We start from the raw sequence: 25,789 nt of genomic DNA on the forward strand, positions 1-25,789 counted from the left end.
CTTCCGCGCTCCCCCCCACCTCCCCTTCGCTTCTCTCCGCCCATTTAAAAAGGCAGACGTCTGGCATTCAGGAATTGCAATTCGATAACTTCCGTGTCGAGAGTTGTCGAGAGTTGTCCAGCGTAGTCCACACCGATATTTTCACTCTTGCACAACACAATTCGGGACCGCTTCATGGATGTATGGTCGCCACTATTCATCGAGTCTCGGCAGGCAACGGATACCAATACTATTTACGCAATATCGCCGCCAACGACACCACCGCAAGGGGTCGGTCATCACTGGCCGACTACTACTCCGCCCACGGCGAAGCACCCGGGCGCTGGCAGGGCAGCGGCCTGACAGCGCTCGACATCCTCCCCGGCTCGGAAGTGACTGAGGCACAGATGCAGTCACTGTTCGGGCTGGGGATCCATCCGAACGCTGAACAGATCGAAGATCGGGTTTATGCGCATCAGATCAGCTTGGGTTCCAACAACCGCGAAGCCACTCGGGCAGCGGAGAAGGCATCGAAACTTGGTAGGTCGTTCGCCGCCTACAAAGTCCAGTCGCAGTACAGAAACCGGTGCTCCGAGGCTTTTCGTGCCCACAATTTCGAACAGAATCTCCCGCCTACGACCGCCGTCCCGGACGACGAACGTGCCCGCATCCGGACCCGAGTAGCCACAGAAATGTTCACCGCCGAGTACGAACGTGCCCCCTCGAACACCCGGGAGTTGTCGGGGTGGGTCGCGAAGAATTCACGACCGAAGCACTCCGCTGTGGCCGGTTTCGACATCACCTTCAGCCCCGTCAAGAGCGTCTCGGTACTGTGGGCGCTCGCTCCGTCCGAGGTTTCGCGCCGGATCGAGGCCGCGCACCGGCACGCGATCGAAGACGCGGTGAGCTGGTTGGAGCGCAACGCGATCTTCACTCGCCTGGGCCGCAACGGGATCCGGCAGGTCGACGTCGAGGGCGTCGTCGCCGCGGCGTTCACTCACCGTGACAGCCGTGCCGGTGATCCCGACCTGCACACCCATCTGCTGATCGCGAACCGCGCGCGCGCCCTGGACGGCAAGTGGCGCACGATCGACTCCAGAACCCTGCACGAAGCGGTCGTCACCGCCTCGGAAATCTATGATTCCCGGCTCGAGCACCACCTCGAAACCGACCTTGCTCTACAGTTCGAAGCCCGCCCCGGCCGGACCCCCGAGCAAGTCCAGATCCGAGAAATCGTCGGCGTACCGGTGGAGTTGATCGAGGCATGGTCCCAGCGCGGCGCGGCGATCATCGCCCGCCTCGACCAGCTCACCGCAGCATTCCAGACCACGTTCGGACGTGAACCGTCACCGAGCGAGGTCTATGACCTCTCCGATCGCGCGACCCTGGAAACCCGCCCGAGCAAACACCTCTCGGCGTCACTGGCCGAACAACGCGCCACCTGGGCCACCCAAGCCAGGCACCTGTTCGCCGGCCGCGACACGATCGAAGACGTTGTCACCCGCGCACTATCGGCGCCATCGACACCACGTCCCGAACCGGATGCCGAGTTCATCACCGCGGCCGCCGAGCGTGCCCTGGCCGGGGTTTCGGCGAGACGTTCGACCTGGCGGGTGTTCAACCTGCGGGCCGAGGTCGAACGCCAACTACGCGGGCAGATCTCGGCCACAGACTGGACCTGGGTTCCGGAAAGAGTTGTCGCGGAGGCGACGGCGCCACCGGCGGCAGTGGCACGCGGTGACCCCGACCTCACCGAGCAACCGAGCTTGCGGGCTGTGTCGGCGTGGTTGGGTCGCCGCGATTCCGCCGCTGTCCATGTTCGTGCGAACTCCCAGATCTACACCACCGAATCCACGCTGGATGTCGAAACGGCGTTGATCGAGCTGTCGGTCGAGCCCGGCGCCCGCGTCCTGGACCCCGACCTGGTGGCCGCGGCGGTCTCCGACTACAACACCGCCCACCCGGATCGTCGGCTTAACGCCGGCCAGGTCGGTGTCATCTCCGCCTTCGCCACCTCCGGGCTCCGGATCCACACCGCCAACGCCCCGGCCGGAACAGGCAAGACCACCGCGGTGCAAGTCCTCACCAGCGCATGGCATTCCAGCGGCGGCACCGTCCTCGGCATGGCCCCCACCGCAGCGGCGGCCGCGGTGCTCGGGGAGTCGATCGGTACCCGCGCCGAGACCGTCGACAAACTCCTCGACGTCATCGCACGCCACACCGCCCGCCCGGATTCGCCGGCCATCGTGCGGGATTCTCCGCCGTCGCTGCCACAGTGGGTGCTCGATATCGACAACACGACCCTGGTGATCGTCGACGAGCACGTCAAACTCAGCAACACCAAACGCCTGCGGCTGCTGCAATTTCTTTCCGGTCGCGGTGCGACGGTGCGCTGCATCGGCGACGACCGGCAGTTACCTGCGATCGAGGCCGGTGGCAGCGACGCCGACATGAACGCCGCCTCCCCGGAACAAACCCTCACCCTGTCCCATGTCGTCCGATTCGCTTCCACCGGCGAAGCGACCGCGTCGATCGGGCTGCGCGAGGCCGACCCGGCCGCGCTGGCCTGGTACCTGGACAACGACCGCATCCACGCCGGCCACAGCGGATCGGTCTACGACGACACCTACCAAGCCTGGACCGCCGACGTCCTCGCAGGCCGTGACGCGATCATGCTCGCACCCACCCACGAAGTCGTCACCGCCCTCAACGCCCGCGCCCGCGCCGACCGCCTCACCCGAACCGGTGCCGAGTCCGGACCGGCCGTGGTGCTCGCCGACGGTCTGCTCGCCTCGATTGGTGACATCGTGCGCACGCGACGCAACGACCCGAGGCTGCGTTTCGGCGCCCACGATTGGGTCCGCAATGGCTACGCCTGGACCGTCACCGGCGTCCACGACGACGGTTCGCTGACGGTTTCGCACCGGCACCGCGGCGCCGACAGCGGCGAAACGGTGCGGCTGCCGGGAGAGTACGTGCGACATCATGTGCGCCTGGGCTATGCCTCGACGATCGATTCCGCGCAAGGAATCACCGCCGACACCGGCCATGTCGCGTTGTCCGGACGCGAATCCCGTCAGCAGCTCTATGTCGCGATGACCCGCGGGATCCACGCCAACCACGCCTACATCGTCACCGCGCTCGACGGCGCCGAGGGCGCGATCTACACCGAACCCGCCACCTATCCACGCACCGCCATCGAAATTCTGCAGCGTGTGATGGCCCGCGACGGCGCGCAAACCTCCGCCCACACCGCACTCCGCGACGCCCTCGACCCCTCTCTGCGGATCGGGCGCGCAGTCGATATCTACCTCGACACCCTCGGCCTGGCCGCCGAACACGCCCTCGGCGCCGGACAACTCGACGCCCTGGACCGGGCCGCCGACACCGTTCACCCGAACCTGACCGACAGCCCGGCCTATCCCGTACTCCGCCAACACCTGGCCTTGATCGCGCTCACCGGCGCCGATCCGCTCGTCACGCTGCGCGCCGCCGCCGACAGGTGGGAACTCGACACCGCGGCGGACCCGGCCGCGGTCCTGGATTGGCGTTTGGACCCCGCCGGTACTCATTCCGCAGGCGCCGGTCCCCTCGCCTGGACTCCCGGCCTGCCCAACCAGGTCTTGGATCGGGGGCTCGCCGCGCCTGTTCGCGCCCGCGAACAGATCGTGGCCGCACTCGCCGCACAAATCCGCGACACCGCACAGCAGTGGACACCGGGCACCGCACCAGCCTGGGCACGCCCGCTCCTGGGCACCGACCCCGCCCTCCTCGGCGAGCTCGCGGTCTGGCGCGCCGGTCTGCACATCGCCGACACCGACCCCCGCCCGACCGGCCCGACCCGCTACACCCACCTCGAACGAACTCACCAACGCCGACTCGAACAACAGATCATCGACGCCCACGGAGACCCGGCACTGCCCCGCAACCGGTGGGCCGAGGTCGTCGACGCCATCGATTCCCGCATCACCACCGATACCTATTGGCCTCTCGTGGCCGACAAAATCGACCTCGCCGACCGCGCCGGGCTCGACATCACCACCCTGCTCACCGACGCCGCCGCCCACCACGCACTGCCCGACGAAATGCCCGCCGCCGCCCTCTGGGCGCGCCTCGAGCTCGAACCCTCCGCGCTCGACACCATCGACGGCGACCTGCTGCGCCCCGAATGGCTACCCGATCTCGAAGCCGTGCTCGGCACCGACATGACCGAACAGATCATCACCGAACCGGCGTGGCCACGCGTCGTCGCCGCCGTCGAACGCGCCAGCATCACCTGGGCGACGTGCGATCTGCTCAGCACCGCCTACGAACTCCTGCAAGGCGCCCAACCCGACGACACCGCCCCGCTGCGCCCCGACCAGCTCGCCGCCGCGCTCGCCTGGCGCATCGACGTCCTCCACCACCACACCCCGACAGCACAACCACCCACTTCAGACCCAACTCCGAGCGCACCAGAACCCGCTCGACCGGCCGACAACCACGATCAGCCACCGATCACAGTCGCCACAGAAGGCCCGGCGCCGAGCCCTACAAACGATGCCCTTACCGCCGACACCGATCCCCGCAGCACCGACGGTGACCCCGCAAACCGCGTCGAATACATCGCCCACCTGTTCGCCTCAGGACACGTCTCCGAGGCCGTCTCCGCGTTCAGGACATTTCGAAACGAGCTCTCCGAGGAACAACACGACATCGTGACCGCTGTCGCGGAAACCCTCTACCGCAACAGCTTCCCCGTCGCACGAGCTCGACTCCGATGGGCCGCCGAACAATTCCCGCACCACCGCGCGCTGATCAAGGCATGCACACCGGCGACCGATCCACATACCTTCCACCGCGACGGCAGCGAGGCACACCGCGCCCGCTCGCATCCCGTCTACGACCACCGCGAACACATCGATCCCACGCTCACACCCGCAAAACTCGACCCGGTTCAGGCCGCAGGCAACGACGCCTTCGACACCTACCTCGACAACACACAAACCCTCGCCGACCACGAGCCAACGACCGCGGACCGTTCCCAACCATCCGCAGGCGTGTTCACTCTCGACTATGACCTGGCCGCGATCCCCGCCCTCACCGGCCTGCCGTGCGTGGACTGCAGCGTCGAACGCCCACGCAACGCCAGCATCCCGGTACCCCCGAGAACCTCCGACGACGGCCTCTGCCACTCCTGCCGTGACAACAAGCGACCAGGAATTCCCGCTCACAACCCCACCGAGCACCTGACCGCACGATGCGCACACATCGCCGAAACACACCCCGCCCCAGCAGCGTTGGCGATGCTGCGCCGCGACTGGCGCGCCCTCGACCCGGCCGGGCGCACCGTCATCCAAAAGTGGCTGGCCGACCACCCGATCACCGAAGAGCAACTCCCGATCCTCGGCCCGCTACAGCGATTGTCCGAACAGGAGCTCACCGACGCGATCGACGGACTGACCCAGCGGCTCAGCAACATCGCCACCGAAGCCGAGTTCCTCGCCCCCACCCGACACGACAACGTCGGTTCCGAGCCCGACCCCACCACCGTTTCGCTCTCACACGACGCCTACAACGCCCGCCACATGGCGCGCATGCGCGCCGACGAACTCGACAACGCCATCCGCCGGCTCCGCGCGGCCAGCGACGCACTGGCCACAGCACGTGAAGAACTCGACGCTCTACCGCTGATGCGACGAGCAGCGCGCAACACGATCCAGACACGTATCAACACCTTGACCCGTGAACACCGCCAACTGCACGAACAACACCGCCACGCACGCAACACCGCCCGCGCCGCGAATCGACACGCCAACGAACTCAACGCGCGAGCCGAACACGCCGCCGCCGCGGCCGAGGCACACAGGAGAGAAGACCAAGCTCGTGCCACCGCCGACAACGATGCCGCACGCAACGCCACGATCGAAGCGCTACAGCACGGCATCGAATCCGAACTCCGTGCCCACCAAACAGAACGCCGCCGGCGGAACGCGCTGACCAGCCCGCAACGTCACCAGGAGGAGCGCGCACGCATACAGCATGCGGCCAGCGCCGACGAATTCGCCGTCATGGACGACCGCGGGATAGACCACCGCCAGCCGGGCGACCAACCTGGTCTGGGGCTCTAGCGTCGGCTCAACAAGCCACCGTTCGTCAGCTCGTCTGAGTCGACGGCGCTGGCAGCGCCGAGCAGGTCACGGTGCCAGGACATCGGGGCAACCGTCGAGGTCGGCGTGCCAGTCGTCGCCGAGGGGCGGCGATGTTAGGGCCGACCCGCAGCGACCAGTCGTTCTCGTAGCACGCTCAGCGCCGACGTCCAGGGAAGCGGCCCGGTGTCGGCGTCCTCGGTAATACGGACGAATCGCACGCCCCACTCCGCAAGACGGTCCCGCGCCAGGCGGACAGCAGGAAAGTTCATCTGTTCCTGCTTCGCATGGGGGATCGCCACGACGGGTAGCCCGCCCCCTACTGCCTCCACCAACATCGCAAGCGGAAGTGTGTCACCGATCCCGGAAGCCCACTTGGCCAGTGAATTCGTGGTCAGCGGCGCGGCGATGATCGCATCGGCAGGGGGCAGCAAGTCGTCGGTTCCCGGCTGTTTGAACTCCGAGCGCACCGGGTGGCCGGTCTGCGTTTCCAACGCTTCAATGTCGAGAAAGCGGGCACCGTTGGGCGAGGCGACCACACAGACATCCCAGCCGTCCGACTGCGCGAGATCGACCAGTTCACCGACAGTGTCAGCTGGTGACGCACCGGTCACGATCGCATACAGCACCCGAGTTCGCTCAGTCATGAGTCCCATCATGGCAGCGCTACCAGGCTCTGTCCGGGTTAGACCACCGCTACACCTACACGCTGGGCCAGGTTGCCCAGATCGCCCGCGGTGAGGCTGCGCTTGGCTTCCAGCATCATCTTCGCAACAACCTCCTGCACGGTGTCGATGTTCCGAACATGTTCCGGTGCAATACTTTCCGCTCGTAGAAACGCGTCGAGGGCGATCTCGTGGGCACGACGCGAGGCAGCCGCACGCCCGACTTCGACCCAGTACTGAGCGGCCCGGCCCGGCGTCGGCAAGGTTTGCGGCTTCAGCTTGCTTGCCAGGTCGAGCACGGTATCCGGCTCATCTGCTTCCATGGCAACCGACATCTTCCACAGCGCCACGTTCGACGAGCCGAAGGTGGTGTTGGCGATGACGGTGGAGTGGTCGGCCGTAATGGAACGGTCGAGCCGCGCGGCGTACTCGGCTGCGTGTTCGAGGTGATCGCGGGGGTCGCCACCGGTGGCCGCTGTCGCCAACGAAGCCTGCAGATGCAGCATTCCGACTGCTTGCACCTCGTTTGCGGTTTGTGCTCGCGCTCCGGCGAGCGCCGCAGTCGTTTCCGCGCGATCCAGCGCGGCCTTCGCCGAGGCCGGTCGGGCCAGGAGAACCTGGCTACTGACGAACGCCGCCGCCGCGACCCCTGGTCGACTCTCGATCGTGCGAGCAGCGTCCTCGGCGGCACGCGCGGCCGTCCATGCCTCCGCGAGGCGTCCTCGGGCACGCATCACCACCGAGGTGTCGAATGCAACCTGAGTCAGTACGTCCCAGGCGATGCGTTGATCACCCTCGTTGCCGTCCCGTGTGTACCGGTAGAGGTCGGTGATCAGCGGTCCCACCAGCAGCGCAAGAGTGGTGTACTCGCCGGCCATGTTGAGCCGTGTGACTGCCCGGCTGGCTGTCAGGAGCGCGGACATCGGACGAAGCGGGCCGTTGTCGGTGACGTTGCCTGCGGCCCAGAAGGCAGTTTCGATGTCGGTCACCAAGCCGGAGAAGTCATCGGCCTCCGCCAGTTTTGCGCCGAATTCAGCCGATCCTCGATCAGGTGAGCTCGCCGCAGGCACCATAGTTGGCTCACCGCCGGGGTCACTGCCGGTCGGTTCATCAACGGCGATGGCGACCCTCTGTTTGCGGGCAGGTTTTGGGTGCCGCGCTCGCCAGGCAGCTTCGCCCTCGGCGAGGATTTGATCGAACCGCGCCCGGTCTTCGGCCGTAGTACGTTGCGCATAGGTGGTGTCGAGGATCTCCTGCTTTTCTGAGCGGGGTTTGACCGCGCTCAGTCCTGACCGCCAGTTGTTGACGGTGGTCGTCTCGACGCCGAGCATCGCGGCGAACTGGCGGATCGGCTGCCTCATCGCCTCTTGCAGCGCGGCAGCTTCGAAGCCGGTCCATTCCCGCCCTCGTATCATCCGGCCCCCAACTTTCCAGCTCCTGAACTGGGAAATGCCTACGGTACGCCTACGCTACGCCACCGCTGTGCGGTTCCTTCCGATACCGCTGACGGGCCACGATTTTCACCAGGAACCCGTTTCCGGGGACGCCGAGGCGCAGCCGCCGAGACGTTTCCCCTCGAAGTTGGAAGCGTCATCAGGGAGGCCGCGCATGACAGACCGCATCGAGCTGAACTCGCACCCGTCCGCGGCGAGGCGTGGCCTTCGCGAAACTGGCAATTCGGCCGGTGCCCACACCGATGTCGAGGTCCCTCAGCGCTTCGATCGCTCGCCGTCGACCCTCGTGCGGCAACTCGAGGCGATGGAGGCTGCCGGATGGGTGACCACCGTTGCCGAACCGTCCGGAGAGTTCCAATGACACAAACCAGCGCCCCGGTCCACCCGTACTACGAGACACCCCGGGCACGCTGCGAGTTCTATCGCAGCATCTGCTCGTTGCCCACCGTGGTCGACCCGGACACGGGCCGGATCACGATGCGAGCCGGGCTGGTCGGGGCGGTGATGATGCCGACCGGGCTGGGCCAACGTGTCAAGTCCAGCCTCGACTTTCGCGGTCTCGCACCGCTGTCGATCATCGGTCACCCACGCGCCGACATGTGGACCTTCCTCGTGCGGGCTGATATCCGGTCGATCGGCGACCCTGCCGAGGTCGCGCGGTTGTGGAAGGCACGGGTGGTGGTGATCCGCGACGGCGATATCGCGCTGCCGTCACCGGTGCCCGACCCCCTGATGGTCCGCAACTGGATATCACCGGCCACCAGCGCCTTCCGGCCCTCAGGGGCCGTGGTTATCGCGACCACGCTATCGATCTTGAGACCGGCCCAACGATGAGCAGCGGCAACCAGTCGCCGTGCCCGAACGAGCCCGACGTCCACCTCACCGTCCGAATTTCCAGCGTACGAATGGATTTCGTCGCATGTCTGACCGCCGCGCTGGTGTTCGTCTGCGACGTAGCCGCACGCCGCCCCGGAACAGTGGCCGTCTACCCCGGCCACAGGGCCGGACTACCCCGCCTGCCCAACGAGCGCCTCTATCTGCTGCCCTGACCCGCGCCTCCACGCGCACGTCCGACCACTCGAATGGCCTTGGCACGACGACCCGGCGAAACCCACCACCATCCTCGCCCGGTCCTGGCCCCGTGCGAAGGCGGCCCCGGAGTCGTCCCAGCGGTTCCGGGGCCCCGAACACTCCACTCGAAGGACCTGAACATGTACGCCCAGTTCGACATACCCAAAGTATCCCGCTCGCGGCGACGCCGATGGATCGCTGCCGCCGCGCTGGCGGCTCTCGCTGGTCTTGCCGTCGTCGCGGCACTGACAGCACCCGACAGCGCAGCAGCACCACGCGAATTCCCCTGCGCGGGATCCACTACTCCCTCGGGGGTGGTCACCGGGTCGGGTCCGGGTGACACAACGAGTGGTCCCGCCGCGATTCTCGGGTTCAATTACGCCTACTACGTCCACCGCTCCGCCGACCGGGCCCGCCAGTTCTTGATCGGCGAGGCGGTCGTCAAGCACGGTGACTGGTTGCAGTCCGGAATCGATGCTCTGCCAGCTGGGACCCGCCACTGCGTGACCATCTCGCCCCTGGACACCTTCGGTGACACGGACCTGTGGGCGGTGACCGTGACCGAGTACCACCCTCACGGCGAACCCTTCGCGCCCCGGCAGATCATCACCACCCGCACCGTCGACGGGCAGACCTGGATCAGCTCCATCGCCCGAGCGTGACCACTCTCAGACCACCTGAATACCTCGGACTCACCGTGCTCGGATCATCGGCCGGTTGTGCCCGAGGGTGGTGCACCGCCCCCGGAGGCCCGTCGTGATCCCCGCACCTCCGGGGCGCTCCCCCAGCACTGACCACACCCGGCGGACTCCCCGCCGGAGGCCCCTCAACCACCCCGCAGTGAACGAAAGGTTCGAATCATGTCCTACTCCAGCTGGTACGCCGTCGCCGAGGGCGGCCTGGAAACGTTGCAGCGCAGTCTGATCGACATCGAGGCCGACACCAAAGACCAGCGCAGCTACAGCCCCGACATCATTCCGGGCCTGGTCCAGACCCTCGACTACGCCCGCGCGGTCTTGACCAAGTGCTCGGCTGTGCTGGGGCTGCCCGATGACAGCGAGGCGACGGCGGGCGTGCGGTTGCAGCGCCAGGCCGTGCTCGATGCCCCTGGCCACCGCTTCCATATGCTCATCGGTGAGGCCGCGCTGCGGCGCACGGTCGGCAGCCATGCGGTGATGGCCGCCCAGATCCGTCAGCTCGGCGACATCCTCACCGCACGGGACAACGTCGAGATCGGCATCATTCCGCTCGACGCCGAATTCGTCGCCCCGGCCGACAATTTCGTCATCCACGACTCGACCGGAGTCGACGTCGAGGCCGTGACCGGGTCGATCGAGACCGCCGACGCCGACGAGGTCGCCCTCGCCCAACGCACCTTCGACCTGCTCGCCAGCCAAGCCGTTTACGGCGAGACCGCCCGCGCCCTACTCGACCGGGTACTCGCCGAGCACGTCGGGCCCGGCATCTGATCCATCCGACCGGCCGCGAGGCCCCGCACAACCAGCGCCGTACCCCTCGTCACGACGCCAAGTGGTTGTCCGGGGTCTCGCGCCAACCCCTTCCGGCGAGGTGAGGACATGACAAACCAGACGAGGCTGGACACCAGCCGCGCCAACGCTGCCCGCGTAGGCAATGTTCTGCTGGGCGGCAAAGACGCCTACGACCTCGACCTCAGGGTCGCTGAGCCCCTGCTCGACAGCCAGTTCGCGGTCGCCCTGGTCGAGTCACGCCGCTTCGCCCGCCGCGCCGTCGAGCACCTCAGCAACGAACACCAGGTGCGGCAGGTGGTCGAACTCGGCTGCGGATTCCCGCTGCCCCCAGACATCGGCGCGATCGCCGCCCGCGCCAACCGCGCAGCCCGCACCCTCTACATCGACAACGATCTGCTTGCCGTCACCCACGCCCACGCTCTACTGCGCGAGCCGCAGACTTTCGTCGCCAAGGCCGACCTGACCGACACTGCCGCCGTCCTTACCCAGATCACCACCGTCATGGACACGACCGCACCCTTGGCTGTCTGCCTATCCGGCACCGCCGAGCTGCTCGCCGACGCCCCCGTCGTCCTCGAATCCCTGACACGCGAGCTCCCACCCGATTCGTGGATCATCCTCAGCCACATCACCAACGAGCCCTTCTGGCACGACGTCGGTCGGGCCGTGGAAGTCCTGGGCAGCGCGGGCATCGCCTATCACCCTCGAGACCGCGACACGATCACAGCGATGCTCGCCCCCTATCGGCTCATCGATCCCGAACTGATCGAACCGCACAGATGGCGGCCCGCCGACACCATCCACGACGCTCTCCGATCACTGCGCCCCGAGCCGTGGGGTCTGAGCGCCTACGCCGCTGTTGGACAGCTACGCGCCTAGGCACGCAAGAGCACTGCAAACCGAACTGCGGCGGTCCCTTTCGCGCCGACCCGAATTTCGTCCCGTGACGTCTCGACCCTGGAGGTTCTCATGCCGCTGACACGCATTATCCGGCGAACACCCGACGAACTGGCCTCGGCAGCAGCCGATCTGATTGCCACACAAGTTCACTCCGCGATCGAGAAGACCGGTGAATGCGTCATCGCGGTGGGCGGTGGAACGACGCCCGTGGCAACCTATCGCGAGCTCGCTGCCCGCGATATTGACTGGGCCAGAGTTGTTTTCGTCCAGACAGACGAGCGAATGAACTCGGAGCCGACCGACCGATCAGCGGGGGCGATCGAGGCGGCGCTGGGTCTGAGCGACCCGGGCCACCGCGCTACCTGGTACCCGATTCGGTTGAGCTGCACCAGTCACACCACTGCTGCGGCGTATGACGAACTCCTGACGCGAGTGCGCGCCGTGGGTGGTCCCGACATCGCCGTGCTCGGCTTGGGAACCGACGGCCACACGGCCTCGATCTTCGACCACTCGCGCCCCGAGGGCACATGTCAACGGGTGATCGCCACGACCTACCACGGCGAGCAGCGCGTCAGCCTCGGCCTGGCTTATCTCCGTGCCGTGCCGACTCGGATCCTGCTGGCCACCGGAACCAGCAAGAGTGCAGCGCTGGCGGCGATCCTCAACCCCGCGCCGGACGCTGCACCGGCCTCGGCCGCTGTCGTACTCGGCCAGGACGGGTATGTCCTGGCCGACGCCGCAGCTCACCTCGGCCAGGTGTGAAGTGAGCGACGAAACTGGCCATAACGGCTCGGTGATCGTGTTCGATCTGGGCGGGACGTGGTGGCGTGTGGCGGTCGCGTCCGTGTCCGGTGTGCTCACCGACTCCGACCGGCACCCGGCGATGACGAAGGCAGGTACTGGCAGCAATACCGCCACCCTGCGCGAGCTGATGGTGCAGTTTCTCCTCGCCCAGACCCGTCGCTTGCTCGCAAGCCATCCCGGTGTCGTGGACGTGGGGATCTCGATCGGTGCCGCCACCAACGGGCACACCGGGCAGATCCTGGCCAGCGCGCCGCTGTGGGGCGACAGCGCCGACCCCTTCGATCTGCGAGCAGTGCTGTGCGAGAACGAACCACGAATCCGCTGGTGGGTGGTCAACGACGTGACCAGTCTCGCGATGGCCATCACCCGCAAGCCCGAGGTGCGCGCGATGAACCTGCAGACCGTTACAGCGGTGACCGTCAGCAGCGGGATCGCCGCGCGCACCATCGACGTCGAATCCGGCCAGGTGGTACTCGACCGCGTACACGGAATCCAGGGCGAAATCGGGCACCTGCCCGCCGCCGTCACCGCACCGTTGTCGGCTGAGCCCATGGTCTGCGACTGCGGGGCCCTCGGGCATGTCTCCGCCCTCTCCGCGGGAAAGGCGATCGAGCGGCAACTCACGCAGATGGCGAGCGTAGTCGGAGCAGAGGCCACCACCGATCCGCCACTGTGGCGGTTGCGCGGCGGACTCGAGGCCAACAACCCGCACGCGAAGGCGTTCCTGGACTCGGTAACCGCGCCACTAGCCCGGGCACTGCTGTACCTACTGGCCATCGATCCCCGCGTCGACCACGTGTTCTTGTCCGGCGGGGTCGTCGACACACTCACCGATCACTACATGAACAGCATGTACCGCTGCCTGGAGGCCGACGGACTCTACCTCGTTTCCACGCACCAGCCCACCGTCTTTCGCGACCGGATCACCCGTCTGGAATCCGATGGGCTCGACCCCCTTCGAGGTGCTGCGCTCTTCGCACGCGCGCACTCGGCACCGGCCCTCGCTCGGCCCGGCGAAAGGAATCTCTGACATGGACCGCATCTGGGGTATCGCCGCAACCCAAACCGTCTGCTACCGAATCCGACGAACACGAGACTGCCTCGACCCCGACAACAGCGACCTGGCCGACGCCGTAGGCATCGGCAACCGCCGAACCCTCGTCTTCGTCGACTCGACCGTCATGAGCTTCGTCGGCGACCAGATCCTGGCCTACTTCGACACCTACACCTCGACCTGCACCGTCGTGCCGATCGAAACCACCGAGCGCACCAAAAACTCCGAGACGGTGAGCCGAATCATCCGCGAGTACGACAAGTTCGGACTCAGCCGGCGCCGCGATGCCGTCGTCGCCGTCGGCGGTGGAGTCCTCACCGACGTCGTCGGCTTCGCCGCGAGCATCTACCGGCGCGGAGTGCCCTATGTCCGAGTGCCGACCACCCTGCTGGGCATGGTCGACGCCGCCGTGGGAGTCAAGACCGGCATCAATTTCAACGGCCGCAAGAACCGGCTCGGCACCTACTACGCCTCGAGCGAAACCCTCATAGATCCAAGTTTCCTGGCAACCTTGCCCGACCGGCAGATCTCCAACGGGATGGCCGAGATCCTCAAGATCGCACTGGTCAAAGACAGCGGGCTGTTCGACCGGATCGAACGGGGATGGACCACCGCCCTCGGCTTCGCCACCAACACCACTGTCAGCGGTCCCATCATCGACGCTGCGATCACCGCGATCGTCGAGGAACTGGAACCGAACTTGTGGGAGGACAATCTCGCCCGCCTGCCCGACTTCGGCCACACCTTCAGCCCCTCCTTCGAGCTGGCGGCGAAACCGAAGCTCTACCACGGTGAAGCGGTCGCCATCGATATCGCGCTGTCGTGCGTGCTCGCCCACCAGCGGCAGCTCATCGACGACGAGTGCCTGAGCCGAATCCTGACATTGATGGCCCGCGTCGGTCTGCCACTGAGCCACACCTGCATCACCGACGACATGCTGCGCGCGGGCCTGTCGGACTCGATCCGGCACCGCGACGGCAACCAGAACATCCCGCTGCTCACCAAGATCGGCACCGCGATCTTCGCCCAGGACATCACCGCGACAGAGCTGGCCACCGCAGCCGACACGGTGCGCCCGTTCCACAACGAGCTGTGCATCGCATGAGCGCCACCGACACCAGCGCAGTCAACCGCGCCCTCATCCGCAGCGGCGATGAACTGCGCCTGCAGCACACGCCTGTACCCGGTACTTCCGAACCACTCGAGCACCGTCGTGTCCTGCGGGTTGGTATCTGTGGCACCGACTTACAGATGCAACGCGGCGCACGGTCTGACCGCGCCACGATCCTCGGCCACGAAGGTCTCGCCTTCAACCCGCAGAAGCGCAGCTGCGAGATCTTCAATCCCGTCAACCCGAACGACCAGGACGTGATCTTGGGACACAGCTACGACGGCATTCTGCGCGACTACATTCCCGCCGGACTCCCCTGCGGAGTCGTCGCCGCAAATGAGGCCCTTCCGCTCGACCTCGGCGCGCTGGTCGAACCCATCGCCACCGCCCTCTACGCCTGGGATCTAATGCGCGTGCATCTGCGCCCCGCCGGGCGGGTCGCGGTCTTCGGCAGCGGTACGGCGGCATTGCTGGTAGCAATGCTAGGCGAGGACCTCGGATACCGGATGCAGCTGATCCACCCACGTCGCGAGCGACTTCGCTACATCGAGCGACTCGGCGTGCTGCCCGCGAGCACCCTCGCCATACGGATACCACCGACCAGCGTCGACGGCGCGCTCGTCTGCTTGCCGCGCGAGGCGACCGTCACCGCCATCCACGCGGCCACAGCCAGCCTCGTCGACAAGGGCGTGCTCGACCTCTTCGGCGGCATCCCCGCCGGACTGCGGCACCCGGCGTTGCCTGGCATCGACTTGTCTGCCGTCCGGCGTGCCAACGTGTGCGGGCGCTCGTCCGGCTACGACTCCGTCCAGGTGTTCCCCACCGCTGGCAAACGGGTGTGGGTGACTGGGCATCGCGGCACCTCACCCGCCCACCTCGCCCGAGCCCAACAGCATCTCCTCGCCGCTCCCGACCGATTCGGCAGGCTCATCAGCCACGTGATCTCGCTCGAAGAAGTCCTCTTGAAAATGCCGGCCATGTCCCGAGGCGAACGACCTTTCGGCGAGCACGTCAAGGTCGTCGTGGACCTCACCATGTCCGAGCCCGTACGCGAGACCGACCTGGCGACCACCGTGGCTAATCACCTCAAGGCGATCCGATGACCGCACACCTCACCACGACCTACCGGCGTATCGAGCACCGCGACCACACCGCCTTCCTCACCACAGCCACTATCGCCGCTGAATCGTCGGTGCTCGCCACCGACAAGGCTGTTCTAGCACCACGAGTTGTCGGTGTGTGCCGCTCGGACCTGCGCGAGATCAACGGTACCCGCTTCGGCCGCAGCGACTTCGGCCACGAGATCGTCGGCGACGTCCTCGACACCAGCCCGGCCTTGGCCGATCTACGGGGCCGCACGGTGGTGTTCGATCCGCACCCGAAGCTGGCGCGCCGGACATCGGGATTCGCCGAACTGGTCGAACTCACTGGCGACTCCCGCCAGCTGCGCGCCGCGCTGATACCCATCCCTGTCGGGTTGCCCGATCGGGTCGCGGTTTTCACCGAACCGCTGGCCTGCGCGGTGCACTGCGCCACCCGGCTGCACACCGTCACCGCGGACCTCGCGCTCGCACCTGAGACCACCATCGCGGTCTACGGGGCGGGCATGGCCGGAACGTTGATCAGCGCCGTTCTGACCGCCACCGGCCACAAAAGCGTCCTGCTCAATCCCAGCGGCCCCCGTCTCGTGTTCCTGCGCCGCCGACACGCCTTACCCTCCAGGGCCTTTGAGTCCCGCCACCACCGGCCACCGTTTCAGCGTGTCGTGGTCGCCACCGCCACCGCCACACAACAGGTGCTGGCGACCTGCCTTGACATGCTCGCCGACGACGGATTGCTGATGCTCTTCGCAGGAACACAACCCGGTGACCGGCTGGGCACCATCGACATCGACCAGGTGCGCCGAACCGAAGACACCCAGCTTTCCGGATCGAGCCAGCGGTACCACCTCGCAGGTACACACGGGGCCGACCGCGCCGATTTCCACACCGCCCTGACCCTGCTGCAACAAGCCCCCGATGCCGGATGGTCACCGTCGATGTGCGTCAAACGCTTGACCACGCAAATCCTCGAACTCGACGCCGCTGCCGACCATCTCACCGCCAGCGCAGCGCACGGCGGTCTCGGCAAAACGATCATCCAGATTCGTCCACCTGACCCCCTGGAGTCGTGATGAAGATTCCCCGCTACAACTACCTCGCCCAGTTCCCCGACCTGCCCGCCACCGCCGACCGGATCCGAGGGGCACTCGGCTCCGGCAACTACATCCTCGGCGAAACCGTCACCCGCTTCGAAGAGCGCTTCGCCGACTACCTCGGCGCTGCCCACGCGATCGGCGTCAACACCGGCACCGACGCGCTGACCCTCGCGTTGACCGCGCTCGGCATCGGACCGGGCGACGAGGTCGTCACCGTCGCGAACACCTTCCACGCCACAGCTCTGGCGATCGCCGCCGTCGGGGCGACACCGGTGCTCGTCGACTGCGAACCCGATACCTACCTGATGGATCTCGATGCGCTCGACGCAGCGTGCGGACCGCACACGACAGCGATCCTCGCGGTCCACCTGTTCGGCCGCAGCCTGGACATGGACCGGATCACCGCAATCGCTGCCCGCCACCGGATTCCCGTCGTGGAGGACTGTGCCCAAGCGGTCGGAGCTACCTGGGGCGGCAGGCGGGTGGGGACCTTCGGCACTGCCGCAGCGTTCAGTTTCCATCCGAGCAAGAACCTCGCCGCGGCGGGCGACGCCGGGGCCGTCGTCACCGACAACCCCGAGATTGCCCACACGATCAGGGTCCTGCGCAGCCTCGGCCAGCACGGCCAAGGCAACCACATCGCGCTCGGGGTGAACTCCAAACTCGATGCGATCCAAGCCATCGTCCTCGACGCCAAACTCGATCTTCTCGACGGCTGGAACGCCCAACGCCGCACCCTCGCCGACCGATACACCCGCGCCCTGACTCATCCGGCCGTCACGGTTCCACCACCGCCGCGACAAGACCTCGGCGACCACGTCTATCACCTGTATCAGGTCGCCGTCCCGCATCGCGATGCTGTGCTCGCACGGCTGCGCTCCGACGGCATCGATGCCGTCATCCGCTACCCCGTCCCGATCCACCGCCAGCCCGCGTTTGCGCGCTACCGGTTCGACGGCACCTTCCCCTATGCCGACCATCAGGCAGACGACACCCTGTGCTTGCCGATCCGGCCGGACTTGCCCCCAGCAGATGTCGACTTCGTCGCTGCCCGCCTGAACACCGCAATCACCGACGCCCAGGAGGCTCTCGCATGACCGTGTCCATCGCCCCAGCGCTGATCGGCGCTGACCCGCTCTCTCTGCGCGAGGCCATCGATCGCGTCGCAGCCAGCACTGCCAAATACCTGCACCTCGACATCATGGACGGCCACTACACCCCGGCGATCAGCTTCGGAATTCGCACCGTCGCCGCCATCCGCGAGCACACGGTCCTGCCACTCGAGGTCCACCTGCAAACCCTCGCACCCGAGCGCTACCTCGACGACCTCATCGAGATCGGGGCCGACCGGGTCTGCTTCCACGTCGATGCCGTCACCGATGCCAGCACCGCCCTCGACACGCTCGAGTCGGCCGGCATCGGCCGAGGACTCGTCCTCAATCCCGACCTCGGTCTGGAACTGCTCGACCCCTACCTCGGACGCCTGGATTTCGTCGTCCTCATGACCAGCCGACCCGGCACCAGCACCTTCGATCCCACCGTCCCAGACAAGATCCGCACCTTGCGAACGCTTCTGCGCGACCGGCACCTCAAATCTGTCGAACTCGTCGCCGATGGTGGAATCACCACTATCACCGCGCCTCAGACAATCGCGGCTGGAGCCGACACCCTCGTCGCAGGCAGCGCGATCTTCAAGTCCACCGACCCGGACCTGTCCACAGCAGTTCACAGCCTCGCCCAACCCGCCCAGCCCTCGGCCACCGCTCAGGAACACTGACCTCAGCCAGCGGGAGGTCGCGAGGGAACAGCGAGACGCACCAGCGTTCGGCCGTCACCGGCCCACCCATCACCACACGGGATACGCTGGTGCCCACGCCGCCGCTGCGTTTAGCCGGTACTGATGGACTGTTCCGAAACTCATTCCAGATCAATACTTTTCGGCGCGCATCGAGGCGTCGAACTATTCGAGCGACGCAGGAGGAGCGCATGGTGGCGCAGACACCAGAGGCAGTTGTGATCGACATCGTGAGCCAGCTAGACGAGGAGACGCTGATCGCACTGGCGGACCTTCTACCGCAGCTGTCCACCACCGCGGAGACTCTGACTCGCGAGGTCCTGGAGGCGGTCATCGATTCTCCTTCGACACGTCTGCTCACCGCGCGTCTCGGGGGAACGATCGTCGGTGCGCTGACTCTGGTCATGTACACGATTCCCACCGGGCTGCGAGCACGCATCGAAGATGTCGTTGTTGACCAAGCCGCGCGAGGGCACGGCATCGGACGAGACCTGACCAACGCCGCACTCGCCATCGCGAAGGACCACGGAGCACGCACGGTCGACCTCACTTCAACCCCGAAGAGGTCCGCCGCGAATCAGCTCTACCAGCGGCTCGGATTCGCCCCACGCGAATCCACGACCTACCGCTTGACCCTCTGACCGCTCTCGACCAGCCGCTGCGACAACGCCGCCCCCGATCAAAGGACCCTGAATGGACATCGCTCAACCGACAACCGAGGGCCAGATCCGCCAACACGCCATCGCGCTGGCCGCCCTCGGGCACAACGGCCTCGTCTTCTCCACCGATGTTTTCGACCGGCAACGCTACAAACAGGCCAAACAGATCGCCGCGGACCTGCTCACTCTCATCAGCAACGACACCGTCGAGGACCTGCAGAAGAACGTGTACCTCGAACAGGGGTACATGACACCCAAAGTCGACGTCCGAGGCGGAGTCTTCGACGAACAGGGCCGCATCCTGCTCATCCGTGACCGCAGCGACGAGAAATGGACCCTGCCGGGCGGCTGGTGCGATGTGCTGGAACCACCCTCGCTCGCCGTCGAACGCGAAGTCGAGGAAGAATCCGGCCTCGCAGTGCGCGCCAGCAAACTCGTGGCCCTGCACGACCGGGATGTCCAAGGCCACCAGCCTGCCTTCCCGTACCACGTGTACAAACTGTTCTTCCTGTGCGAGACCATCTCGCACGGTCGACCCAGCCCTATAGAGACCATGGAAGTCGGCTGGTTCGACGTCGAAACGCTCCCTGAACTGTCAACCACCCGGGTGCTCGATACCCAAATCCGCCTCCTCCATGAGCATTGGGACAAGCCCGATCTGCCGACCGTGTTCGACTGACCACGGTCGATACTCAGACCGCGATTCCGGAAGCCGTTCGCCCACGACAGGACCGGTGTAGCGCGCGCCGCGCCCGGACCGCAGTAGCCGGTCCGCAGCCCGACGTCACCTCGTGCTCTCAGGCGCCGCCTCAACCCTGGCGGATCAACTCGACGGGTTCCGCCACCAGGCTGAATCGATAATGGAGATGCTGGTAGTACGGGCAGCCTTCCCGACCGCCGAAGCCGGTATCGTGGCTGGGCGTGGACGAGCGGATCGTGATCATCGGATGCGGCGGCAGCGGCAAAACTCACCTCGCCAACCAGCTCGCCGGCTTGCACGAGCTGCCGCTGACCCACCTCGATGCCGTCTACTACGACACCGACTGGAACCCGCTCCCATCCGAGAAGTTCCGGGCCATCCAACAGCGCATCGTCGCCGGACCACGCTGGCTGATCGAAGGCAACTACGCGGGAACTCTGCCGATCCGACTCGCCGCGGCCGACACCGTCATCTTCCTCGACCTACCCGCCATCACCTGCATCACCGGCGTGCTGCAACGACGCTGGCGCTACCGGGCGGTCAACACCGCGATGGCGTGTACGACCGCATCACCTGGGGATTCCTGCACTACATCTGGGGCTACCGCGCCCAGATGCGCCCCCGCGTACGCAAGCTGATCGATCATGATGGTCGGCGCACCGCGCTCGGTGATGACGATCGCGCGGACCGTCGAGCCGATCTACGTCGTGGACGTGGAGTACCGGGAGCTGACCAGCGACGGCTCCCTGCGCCACCCGTCTTCGTGGACTCCGACCAGATCGTTCCGCCCTCGACATCACCGTCCCGACACGATTATCTCACCGACCCCTCCCCATCCCCGGCACCGTCGCCTGGCCCGTGCTGTTCCTGCTCACCCTCGTCACGATCGGCCGCTGGTGGCTGCTACGGGAACGTGACGTCGACCGCCTCGTCAATCGTGCGATCACCGCGGCGCTGCCCGCGCTCCTCCTGCGAGGAACGTGGGTCCAGTACCTCCTTGTGCTGGCGCTTCCTATCCCGGACAAGGACGTGATCCAGCTCGACAACCAGGGCGTGTTGGCCGCGATCGTGCTGTGCGTGGTGTGCATTTACGGTCTGGCGCAGCTGTGGGCCGGTGCCGACCCCGAGGGAACGTGGCGTCGCCAGCGTGCCTATGACACTGGCGCCCTGGCCGCCAGCGCGATCATCCTGATCGCCGGAACGCCAGCACGAAGTGCAGGTCAACTGATCGACCAGACTCTCGGCTGGCCGGCGGTCGTGGCGTGGATCGCGTTCTACATCCCGCTCGCCGCTACCGCATGGCTCGTCGGGAAGACCAGCATCCACGAACTACGGCATCCCGACGCCGCCACCACCTGGCGCGAACGACTGGTCATCGCCGGAGCACTCGGCATCGCCCTCGTCGCCGGGATCGACTCGATCGCCAACCTGACCCTGACGATAATCGCGGTGCTCGGTGACCATCCCGCTCTTGATCCCTACATGGGCTACAAGACCTGGACCTTCTTCCTCGACGCAGTGTGGGGCGGCACCGTGATCGCGGTCCTGCTCATCAGCGCGGTGCTCATCCAGACGGGCTGGGACCGCGCTGGGCGATATTGTCGCCGGCTTGAGCCGCTGTGGCGTGACCTCACCGCCGCCGTGCCCGAGATCGTCCTCACCACACCGCACGACAGCAGGCGAACCATCCCGGCCACCCGGCTCTATCGGATGACCGTCGAAATCCGCGACGCGGTACTCAACCTCCAGCGCTACGCCCTCGACGTACCTCCGGAGCTTGGAGACCGCGACGCCCGAACCTTCGCTCAACATCTCGCCACGCTGATCGACGCGAAAGCGGCGGGCGACGCACCCTATCGTTCTCCAACGCCGGGAACTTCGGTGCAACCACGAGCTCGGGATCTCACCGCCGAACTCCAGTTGCTGCTCGACCTCGCCAAGGTGTGGCCGCCCTCAACCCGCGACCAAGACCACCTGCAGTCGATACGGCCGCCCTTGGCCGGATAGGGGTTGATAGGGAACGCGCTCACCATGATTCGTTGGAGACTGGGGTTATGGTTCGCACTGGCAAACGCGCCGCTGTGCTGCAGATGTTGCTGACGCGGGCCGGGTTATCCCCGGCCTCCGTGCCATCTGCGCCACGGCTGTCGGATCTGGCCACGACCTCCGTCGCTGAGCTCGATGCCATCTACTCCGGGCTCGGCGGCACACCGCCGATGCCGCGGCCACGGCCCGGTGCTTGGGACATGGCCTTCACCGACGGACTGGTGGTCGAACTCGATGAAGAGCTGCACTTCAACCGGTATCGCGCCCAGACCCTGCAGGCGTTCGACGCTGCCGTTCTGCCCTGGCACGCGGACTATCTCGACTACTGCACCCGGCACGAGCCGCGGTGTCTGGTCGCGGGCCGATGGGGCAGACGCTGGACGACGCGACCGTGCGAGGCGATGTTCGGCCCGCCGGACCGGTCGGAGATCTCGATGGTGCTAGGTGCACCGCGATGGAAGCAGCGCGCCCTCTATGACGCGGTCAAAGACCTCATCGCCATACAGGCATCGGGCCCGCGGCTGGCGCGAGTATCGGTGTGGGACAGACTCGATGGAATCGTGATCGGGGACGCGCTCGACAGAAAGGCGGTCGTGGACCCTGAACGGCTGGCCGCGTTCCTCGCGCAGCGTACTTGCGGCGCTACAGGACTCGGCAGAACCCTCGGCTCATGATCGAGGCCGAGCGACGGCGCCCCGACTACTGCGATGGCCGGTCCGAATCTCCCGCGCGGCCCACCCAGGGTGGGTTACATGGGCTATCAAGGGGCTGCGGCATCGTGCAGCTCGTGCTGTGGATCCACTGACGTCCTGGGCAGCACCGGCTGTGCATCAGATTCTTGCCTGCGCTTGAGTGAAGCTCTTTGGGGTCGGCAGCGAACCACCACCCAGCCGCGGCTGGGTAGAGCTGCTCGAGCGTGTCCATCAGCGCGCGAGCGCCTCCTCGGCGCCGGCTGTCCTTGTGACCGAACTGATAGTCCGTCGCCACGTCGATGAGCTGGACCATCTGGTTGGCCGGGTAGACGCGAACATCCAGTCGACCCAGGTCCTGGTCGTCCTCGACCACCCAAAGTGACCGTGTCCGGAAGACCCGATCGAATCGCCATTCGAGCTTTTTCCCCTCCGGGTCGACCCGGACAGTGCCTGACCATCGGCGGTTGGGGGCGTCGTCTTTGTCGGCGTTCATGAGGTGATCGTACGAGTCGGCGGTGTCGCTGAACCACGTTCAACCAAGGTGCTACCAAGGATTAGCGGACGCCTAGAAATACAGCCTCGACTGGAAGGCAGGAGCACGCAGACATCCCTGTGTTTCGGGGAGAATCGTGCGTATATGGCTGCGGGGGGCGAGCTGCGTCGCGTGGTTCGCCATTCGAAACTGTTCATGGCAGGCTCGAGCGGTCGCTTCAGGCGATTCGCCGTTTCGAGGCCCTGCAACGGCAGTTTGGCGCTCCGCGATCGCTGTCGGGCTCGCAAATCCCGCGAGGTTGAAGGACCTCCTCATTCTCGATGTCACAGCGCTGAGCGGTTCGCGCCGGCGGTGGAAGGTGGTCTCGCCGCAGGCGGCGCCGCACTGTCGTCGAGCGCCCTCACCGCCTGGCGGACGGCGAGGGCGCTCGACGTGGCGGTCCGCTACTCCTTGGAGGAATTGCGGTAGGCGACGAACAGCCCGAGGACCGCGACCAAAACGGTGACGGCAGCTTCCCACCCGACCAGAACTCCGCCGGCCGTCGCGAGTGCGACGGCCAGCCCGAGGGCAAGCAGCGGGTGGTTACCAGGCGACTCGGGCGGCAGAGGGTAGGAGTTCTCGCTGGTTGGCGTTACGCTCATAGTTGCTCCATGGTTCAGGTTGCATGCTGGACGGATGGACGAAATAGCTGCCCTCACCTGCGGGAACAGGTGGGGGCAGCGCCATGTGGTGGTGCTTCGGTCCTTGCGGGCCCGACAGCTACAACATTAAACCCAGTTAATGCAAGAGTCTATGTGCCACGCCAAAATTCATGTGGTTTAGCAAAACTGTGGCTACCATGCCAGAGGTAACCCCGTGACGTATCTAAGGTCACCCGTGACCGTGCCAGCGCACCAAACTGCACGGGCGCAATATTCAGCAAATCTCCGATTATTGCATTTACGCAGATCAGCTTCGAGCTATCTATCGGTATTCACATGCCATAATTTTCGCACCGTACACGAGCGCTTCGGGGCATCATGCCATGCGCCTCGGCAGCGTTTGCCCTATCTCTGCTGCTCCACCCATCACGGCGCATGATCGGCAGGTCAACCAGCGCGATGTGCGCATTACGCGGGCTCCGTACCGCCACGCCGGGCCCACAGCGCGTCGAGCGACTTCTTCGAGCCGAAGCCTGCAGGTCAGCTGCCTCCACCTTGAGCCCTGGCCCGTATCGAACGAGATGCTTGCCAGAGAATTTCCACGCGTATGTTTAACGCGAGCCAACGCTAATTGACCAGACCCCCGAAATATCGAGCCATGCCCATTTTCAGGGTCGGGGCTTGTGCTTAGATTGCTTACAACTCCGCCGCGATAGTACTGTTGAATGCGCTGAGTATTTTTAATCATTTGATCAATAATTTCGGCAAGCTATGAGCGCATTCTCTGTCCACAAGTAACGTATATGGCAACTCTGTGGCTCCTGAGCCGCTCGGTGCGCCTGATGGAGCGTGCTCGGCTGTCCTACTCCCAGGGCTGCTTCCTGGTCCAGTCGTCGAAATCTCCGACTTCGTCGAGCATCTCCTCGAGGCAGACGAGTAGGTCGTCGAGGTCTTCGCTCGCGGCGTGGGCACGGTGGCGCACCGCGACGCCACGCTCGTACCAGTGCGGATCGAGTTCGACGTCACTGAGGGGGCAGGGGCTGCGCGGCGGCTGGTGACGATGTCGATGATCTCTTGCCGGGTCAAGGGCGCAAGCTCGTCGATCAGGCCTTCGGCGAAGCCACGCTCGTCGAATCTGGTCAACAGTGGCTGATCGGCGAACTCGGTGAGCAGCCCGGTGATCGGCTCGATGTCGGCTGATCCGGAGAGCAGGCATTCGAGCGTATGTGGCCGGTTGCGCGCGGGGCGTGGGCCAGCACGGTGGCCCACCGGTGCATGACTGCGACGGGGCAACTCGCGGGGGCGCCGGTGGCGGGGAGTTCGAGCACGGGTTGGGAGCCGATCACCAGTCGGTCCGGGTCGGGGCGGACATCGCGCTGGCGTAGCCCGGCGATGGTCGTCCACGGCAGCCCGGCCACGGCTAAGTGCAGGATCAGCGCGTCCGCCGATCGAAACGGTCACGCTGGCGATGCCGCCGCGCCGACCGCGGTGGTCTCGCCCATCGGTGCGCGGTTAGCTGGAGTGGAACCCGGTCGCGAACTCTGCCAGCGCATCGGATGGGTCGAGGTCACGGTACGTTTCGTCGTCGTAGTTCTTGGTGCTCGCGAGGAGGGCTCCTGAAGAGGTGTCCGCAGCGAACATGAACTTGCCGATCGTCACGCTGCCACTTCTGCTGGACATATACGGGTCGTCGAAGGTGGCAAGAAGATCGCACACGGCACCGTCGGGCGCGTCTCGTCGCACGGAGGAGTACTCCCACAGCTGACCGTCAGGGAGCAGCATTTGGACGCGGCGCTCACCGCCGGCTCGGGAGTCCGAGAGTACGTAGCCCTGCGGCGACATCGTCGGCTACTTGTACCACTTGGCCCGTCGATGGATCTCGATCGCTTGCGGTTGCGAATGACGGTTTG

General features: G+C 66.0%; 25 protein-coding genes. 20 read left to right on the forward strand and 5 right to left on the reverse strand.

Annotation, left to right across the window (positions count from 1 at the left end; translation table 11 throughout):
* The first annotated feature begins 182 nt into the window (after positions 1-182).
* Entirely contained in the window at positions 183-6,089 is a 5,907-nt protein-coding gene (gene mobF / locus NI2_RS32020) for a MobF family relaxase (RefSeq protein WP_067498899.1), read from the forward strand.
* Between the two features lie 134 nt (positions 6,090-6,223).
* On the opposite strand, the gene NI2_RS32025 is transcribed toward mobF, so the two are convergent.
* Both NI2_RS32025 and NI2_RS32030 read right to left on the reverse strand, forming a co-directional pair.
* Entirely contained in the window at positions 6,224-6,736 is a 513-nt protein-coding gene (locus NI2_RS32025; RefSeq protein WP_067498900.1) for a flavoprotein, read from the reverse strand.
* A gap of 56 nt (positions 6,737-6,792) precedes the next feature.
* Complete coding sequence (locus tag NI2_RS32030) at positions 6,793-8,133, reverse strand: hypothetical protein (RefSeq protein ID WP_067498902.1); 1,341 nt, start codon at positions 8,131-8,133, stop codon at positions 6,793-6,795.
* A 247-nt stretch (positions 8,134-8,380) separates the two neighbouring features.
* Here NI2_RS32030 and NI2_RS32035 point away from each other — a divergent pair, with 247 nt between their 5' ends.
* The 18 genes from NI2_RS32035 to NI2_RS32120 all read left to right on the forward strand — a co-directional run bounded on the left by NI2_RS32035 (position 8,381) and on the right by NI2_RS32120 (position 22,727).
* The gene (locus NI2_RS32035; RefSeq protein WP_067498904.1) at positions 8,381-8,587 is read left to right on the forward strand and encodes a MarR family transcriptional regulator; all 207 of its coding nucleotides are present in this window, start codon (positions 8,381-8,383) and stop codon (positions 8,585-8,587) included.
* Positions 8,584-9,060: a hypothetical protein gene (locus tag NI2_RS32040; RefSeq protein WP_067498907.1), complete on the forward strand. Its 477-nt coding sequence runs from the start codon at positions 8,584-8,586 to the stop codon at positions 9,058-9,060. Before NI2_RS32035 ends, NI2_RS32040 begins: the two co-directional genes overlap by 4 nt.
* A gap of 71 nt (positions 9,061-9,131) precedes the next feature.
* Positions 9,132-9,275: a hypothetical protein gene (locus tag NI2_RS32045; protein ID WP_157104711.1), complete on the forward strand. Its 144-nt coding sequence runs from the start codon at positions 9,132-9,134 to the stop codon at positions 9,273-9,275.
* A gap of 162 nt (positions 9,276-9,437) precedes the next feature.
* On the forward strand, positions 9,438-9,959 hold the full coding sequence (locus tag NI2_RS32050) for a DUF8176 domain-containing protein (RefSeq protein WP_133734312.1): 522 nt from the start codon (positions 9,438-9,440) through the stop codon (positions 9,957-9,959).
* Positions 9,960-10,157: 198 nt separating this feature from the next.
* Positions 10,158-10,766, forward strand: coding sequence for a DUF5753 domain-containing protein (locus NI2_RS32055; protein WP_067498914.1), 609 nt, complete (start codon positions 10,158-10,160; stop codon positions 10,764-10,766).
* 108 nt (positions 10,767-10,874) lie between these two features.
* Positions 10,875-11,666 (forward strand): SAM-dependent methyltransferase, encoded by a 792-nt coding sequence (locus NI2_RS32060; protein WP_067498916.1) that lies wholly within the window; start codon positions 10,875-10,877, stop codon positions 11,664-11,666.
* Positions 11,667-11,756: 90 nt separating this feature from the next.
* The gene (locus NI2_RS32065) at positions 11,757-12,449 is read left to right on the forward strand and encodes a 6-phosphogluconolactonase (RefSeq protein WP_067498918.1); all 693 of its coding nucleotides are present in this window, start codon (positions 11,757-11,759) and stop codon (positions 12,447-12,449) included.
* A 1-nt stretch (position 12,450) separates the two neighbouring features.
* Entirely contained in the window at positions 12,451-13,521 is a 1,071-nt protein-coding gene (locus tag NI2_RS32070; protein WP_067498920.1) for an ROK family protein, read from the forward strand.
* A 1-nt stretch (position 13,522) separates the two neighbouring features.
* Positions 13,523-14,650: a sedoheptulose 7-phosphate cyclase gene (locus NI2_RS32075; protein WP_067498923.1), complete on the forward strand. Its 1,128-nt coding sequence runs from the start codon at positions 13,523-13,525 to the stop codon at positions 14,648-14,650.
* Positions 14,647-15,759, forward strand: coding sequence for an MDR/zinc-dependent alcohol dehydrogenase-like family protein (locus tag NI2_RS32080; protein ID WP_067498925.1), 1,113 nt, complete (start codon positions 14,647-14,649; stop codon positions 15,757-15,759). Before NI2_RS32075 ends, NI2_RS32080 begins: the two co-directional genes overlap by 4 nt.
* Positions 15,756-16,829 carry an MDR/zinc-dependent alcohol dehydrogenase-like family protein gene (locus tag NI2_RS32085; RefSeq protein ID WP_067498928.1) on the forward strand — a complete coding sequence of 358 codons (1,074 nt, stop codon included), beginning with the start codon at positions 15,756-15,758 and terminating at the stop codon, positions 16,827-16,829. Before NI2_RS32080 ends, NI2_RS32085 begins: the two co-directional genes overlap by 4 nt.
* On the forward strand, positions 16,829-17,950 hold the full coding sequence (locus NI2_RS32090) for a DegT/DnrJ/EryC1/StrS family aminotransferase (RefSeq protein WP_067498930.1): 1,122 nt from the start codon (positions 16,829-16,831) through the stop codon (positions 17,948-17,950). Before NI2_RS32085 ends, NI2_RS32090 begins: the two co-directional genes overlap by 1 nt.
* Entirely contained in the window at positions 17,947-18,630 is a 684-nt protein-coding gene (locus tag NI2_RS32095; RefSeq protein ID WP_067498933.1) for a ribulose-phosphate 3-epimerase, read from the forward strand. The genes NI2_RS32090 and NI2_RS32095 overlap by 4 nt, the downstream gene beginning before the upstream one ends.
* Before the next feature lie 89 nt (positions 18,631-18,719).
* Positions 18,720-19,289, forward strand: a complete 570-nt coding sequence (locus tag NI2_RS32100) for a GNAT family N-acetyltransferase (RefSeq protein WP_243750163.1) — start codon at positions 18,720-18,722, stop codon at positions 19,287-19,289.
* Between the two features lie 52 nt (positions 19,290-19,341).
* Entirely contained in the window at positions 19,342-19,986 is a 645-nt protein-coding gene (locus NI2_RS32105; RefSeq protein ID WP_067498937.1) for an NUDIX hydrolase, read from the forward strand.
* A 242-nt stretch (positions 19,987-20,228) separates the two neighbouring features.
* Entirely contained in the window at positions 20,229-20,645 is a 417-nt protein-coding gene (locus tag NI2_RS32110; protein WP_208115432.1) for a P-loop NTPase family protein, read from the forward strand.
* Positions 20,646-20,865: 220 nt separating this feature from the next.
* Complete coding sequence (locus tag NI2_RS32115) at positions 20,866-22,014, forward strand: MAB_1171c family putative transporter (protein ID WP_243750162.1); 1,149 nt, start codon at positions 20,866-20,868, stop codon at positions 22,012-22,014.
* 47 nt (positions 22,015-22,061) lie between these two features.
* Positions 22,062-22,727, forward strand: a complete 666-nt coding sequence (locus NI2_RS32120) for a DUF7255 family protein (RefSeq protein ID WP_243750161.1) — start codon at positions 22,062-22,064, stop codon at positions 22,725-22,727.
* A 25-nt stretch (positions 22,728-22,752) separates the two neighbouring features.
* Here NI2_RS32120 and NI2_RS32125 read toward each other — a convergent pair whose 3' ends face one another.
* Positions 22,753-23,238: a GNAT family N-acetyltransferase gene (locus tag NI2_RS32125; RefSeq protein ID WP_133734311.1), complete on the reverse strand. Its 486-nt coding sequence runs from the start codon at positions 23,236-23,238 to the stop codon at positions 22,753-22,755.
* Positions 23,239-23,681: 443 nt separating this feature from the next.
* Complete coding sequence (locus NI2_RS32130) at positions 23,682-23,879, reverse strand: hypothetical protein (RefSeq protein WP_067498945.1); 198 nt, start codon at positions 23,877-23,879, stop codon at positions 23,682-23,684.
* A gap of 1,074 nt (positions 23,880-24,953) precedes the next feature.
* Here NI2_RS32130 and NI2_RS35470 point away from each other — a divergent pair.
* Positions 24,954-25,079 carry a hypothetical protein gene (locus NI2_RS35470; RefSeq protein ID WP_255284055.1) on the forward strand — a complete coding sequence of 42 codons (126 nt, stop codon included), beginning with the start codon at positions 24,954-24,956 and terminating at the stop codon, positions 25,077-25,079.
* Between the two features lie 312 nt (positions 25,080-25,391).
* On the opposite strand, the gene NI2_RS32135 is transcribed toward NI2_RS35470, so the two are convergent.
* Positions 25,392-25,721, reverse strand: a complete 330-nt coding sequence (locus NI2_RS32135) for a type 2 periplasmic-binding domain-containing protein (RefSeq protein ID WP_067498947.1) — start codon at positions 25,719-25,721, stop codon at positions 25,392-25,394.
* Positions 25,722-25,789: the final 68 nt, after the last annotated feature.

This window comes from Nocardia ignorata NBRC 108230, from assembly GCF_001612905.1.
GTDB classification, from domain to species: Bacteria; Actinomycetota; Actinomycetes; order Mycobacteriales; family Mycobacteriaceae; genus Nocardia; species Nocardia ignorata.

Bases quoted from the DNA above. Each gene is read 5' to 3' on its own strand.
- NI2_RS32095 (WP_067498933.1), top strand. From the start codon at position 17,947: ATGACCGTGTCCATCGCCCCAGCGCTGATCGGCGCTGACCCGCTCTCT.
- NI2_RS32065 (WP_067498918.1), top strand. From the start codon at position 11,757: ATGCCGCTGACACGCATTATCCGGCGAACACCCGACGAACTGGCCTCG.
- mobF (WP_067498899.1), top strand. From the start codon at position 183: ATGGTCGCCACTATTCATCGAGTCTCGGCAGGCAACGGATACCAATAC.
- NI2_RS32105 (WP_067498937.1), top strand. From the start codon at position 19,342: ATGGACATCGCTCAACCGACAACCGAGGGCCAGATCCGCCAACACGCC.
- NI2_RS32040 (WP_067498907.1), top strand. From the start codon at position 8,584: ATGACACAAACCAGCGCCCCGGTCCACCCGTACTACGAGACACCCCGG.
- NI2_RS32130 (WP_067498945.1), bottom strand. From the start codon at position 23,879: ATGAGCGTAACGCCAACCAGCGAGAACTCCTACCCTCTGCCGCCCGAG.
- NI2_RS32090 (WP_067498930.1), top strand. From the start codon at position 16,829: ATGAAGATTCCCCGCTACAACTACCTCGCCCAGTTCCCCGACCTGCCC.
- NI2_RS32120 (WP_243750161.1), top strand. From the start codon at position 22,062: ATGGTTCGCACTGGCAAACGCGCCGCTGTGCTGCAGATGTTGCTGACG.
- NI2_RS32030 (WP_067498902.1), bottom strand. From the start codon at position 8,133: ATGAGGCAGCCGATCCGCCAGTTCGCCGCGATGCTCGGCGTCGAGACG.
- NI2_RS32075 (WP_067498923.1), top strand. From the start codon at position 13,523: ATGGACCGCATCTGGGGTATCGCCGCAACCCAAACCGTCTGCTACCGA.
- NI2_RS32080 (WP_067498925.1), top strand. From the start codon at position 14,647: ATGAGCGCCACCGACACCAGCGCAGTCAACCGCGCCCTCATCCGCAGC.
- NI2_RS32060 (WP_067498916.1), top strand. From the start codon at position 10,875: ATGACAAACCAGACGAGGCTGGACACCAGCCGCGCCAACGCTGCCCGC.
- NI2_RS32125 (WP_133734311.1), bottom strand. From the start codon at position 23,238: ATGAACGCCGACAAAGACGACGCCCCCAACCGCCGATGGTCAGGCACT.
- NI2_RS32035 (WP_067498904.1), top strand. From the start codon at position 8,381: ATGACAGACCGCATCGAGCTGAACTCGCACCCGTCCGCGGCGAGGCGT.
- NI2_RS32045 (WP_157104711.1), top strand. From the start codon at position 9,132: ATGGATTTCGTCGCATGTCTGACCGCCGCGCTGGTGTTCGTCTGCGAC.
- NI2_RS32085 (WP_067498928.1), top strand. From the start codon at position 15,756: ATGACCGCACACCTCACCACGACCTACCGGCGTATCGAGCACCGCGAC.
- NI2_RS32055 (WP_067498914.1), top strand. From the start codon at position 10,158: ATGTCCTACTCCAGCTGGTACGCCGTCGCCGAGGGCGGCCTGGAAACG.
- NI2_RS32050 (WP_133734312.1), top strand. From the start codon at position 9,438: ATGTACGCCCAGTTCGACATACCCAAAGTATCCCGCTCGCGGCGACGC.
- NI2_RS32135 (WP_067498947.1), bottom strand. From the start codon at position 25,721: ATGTCGCCGCAGGGCTACGTACTCTCGGACTCCCGAGCCGGCGGTGAG.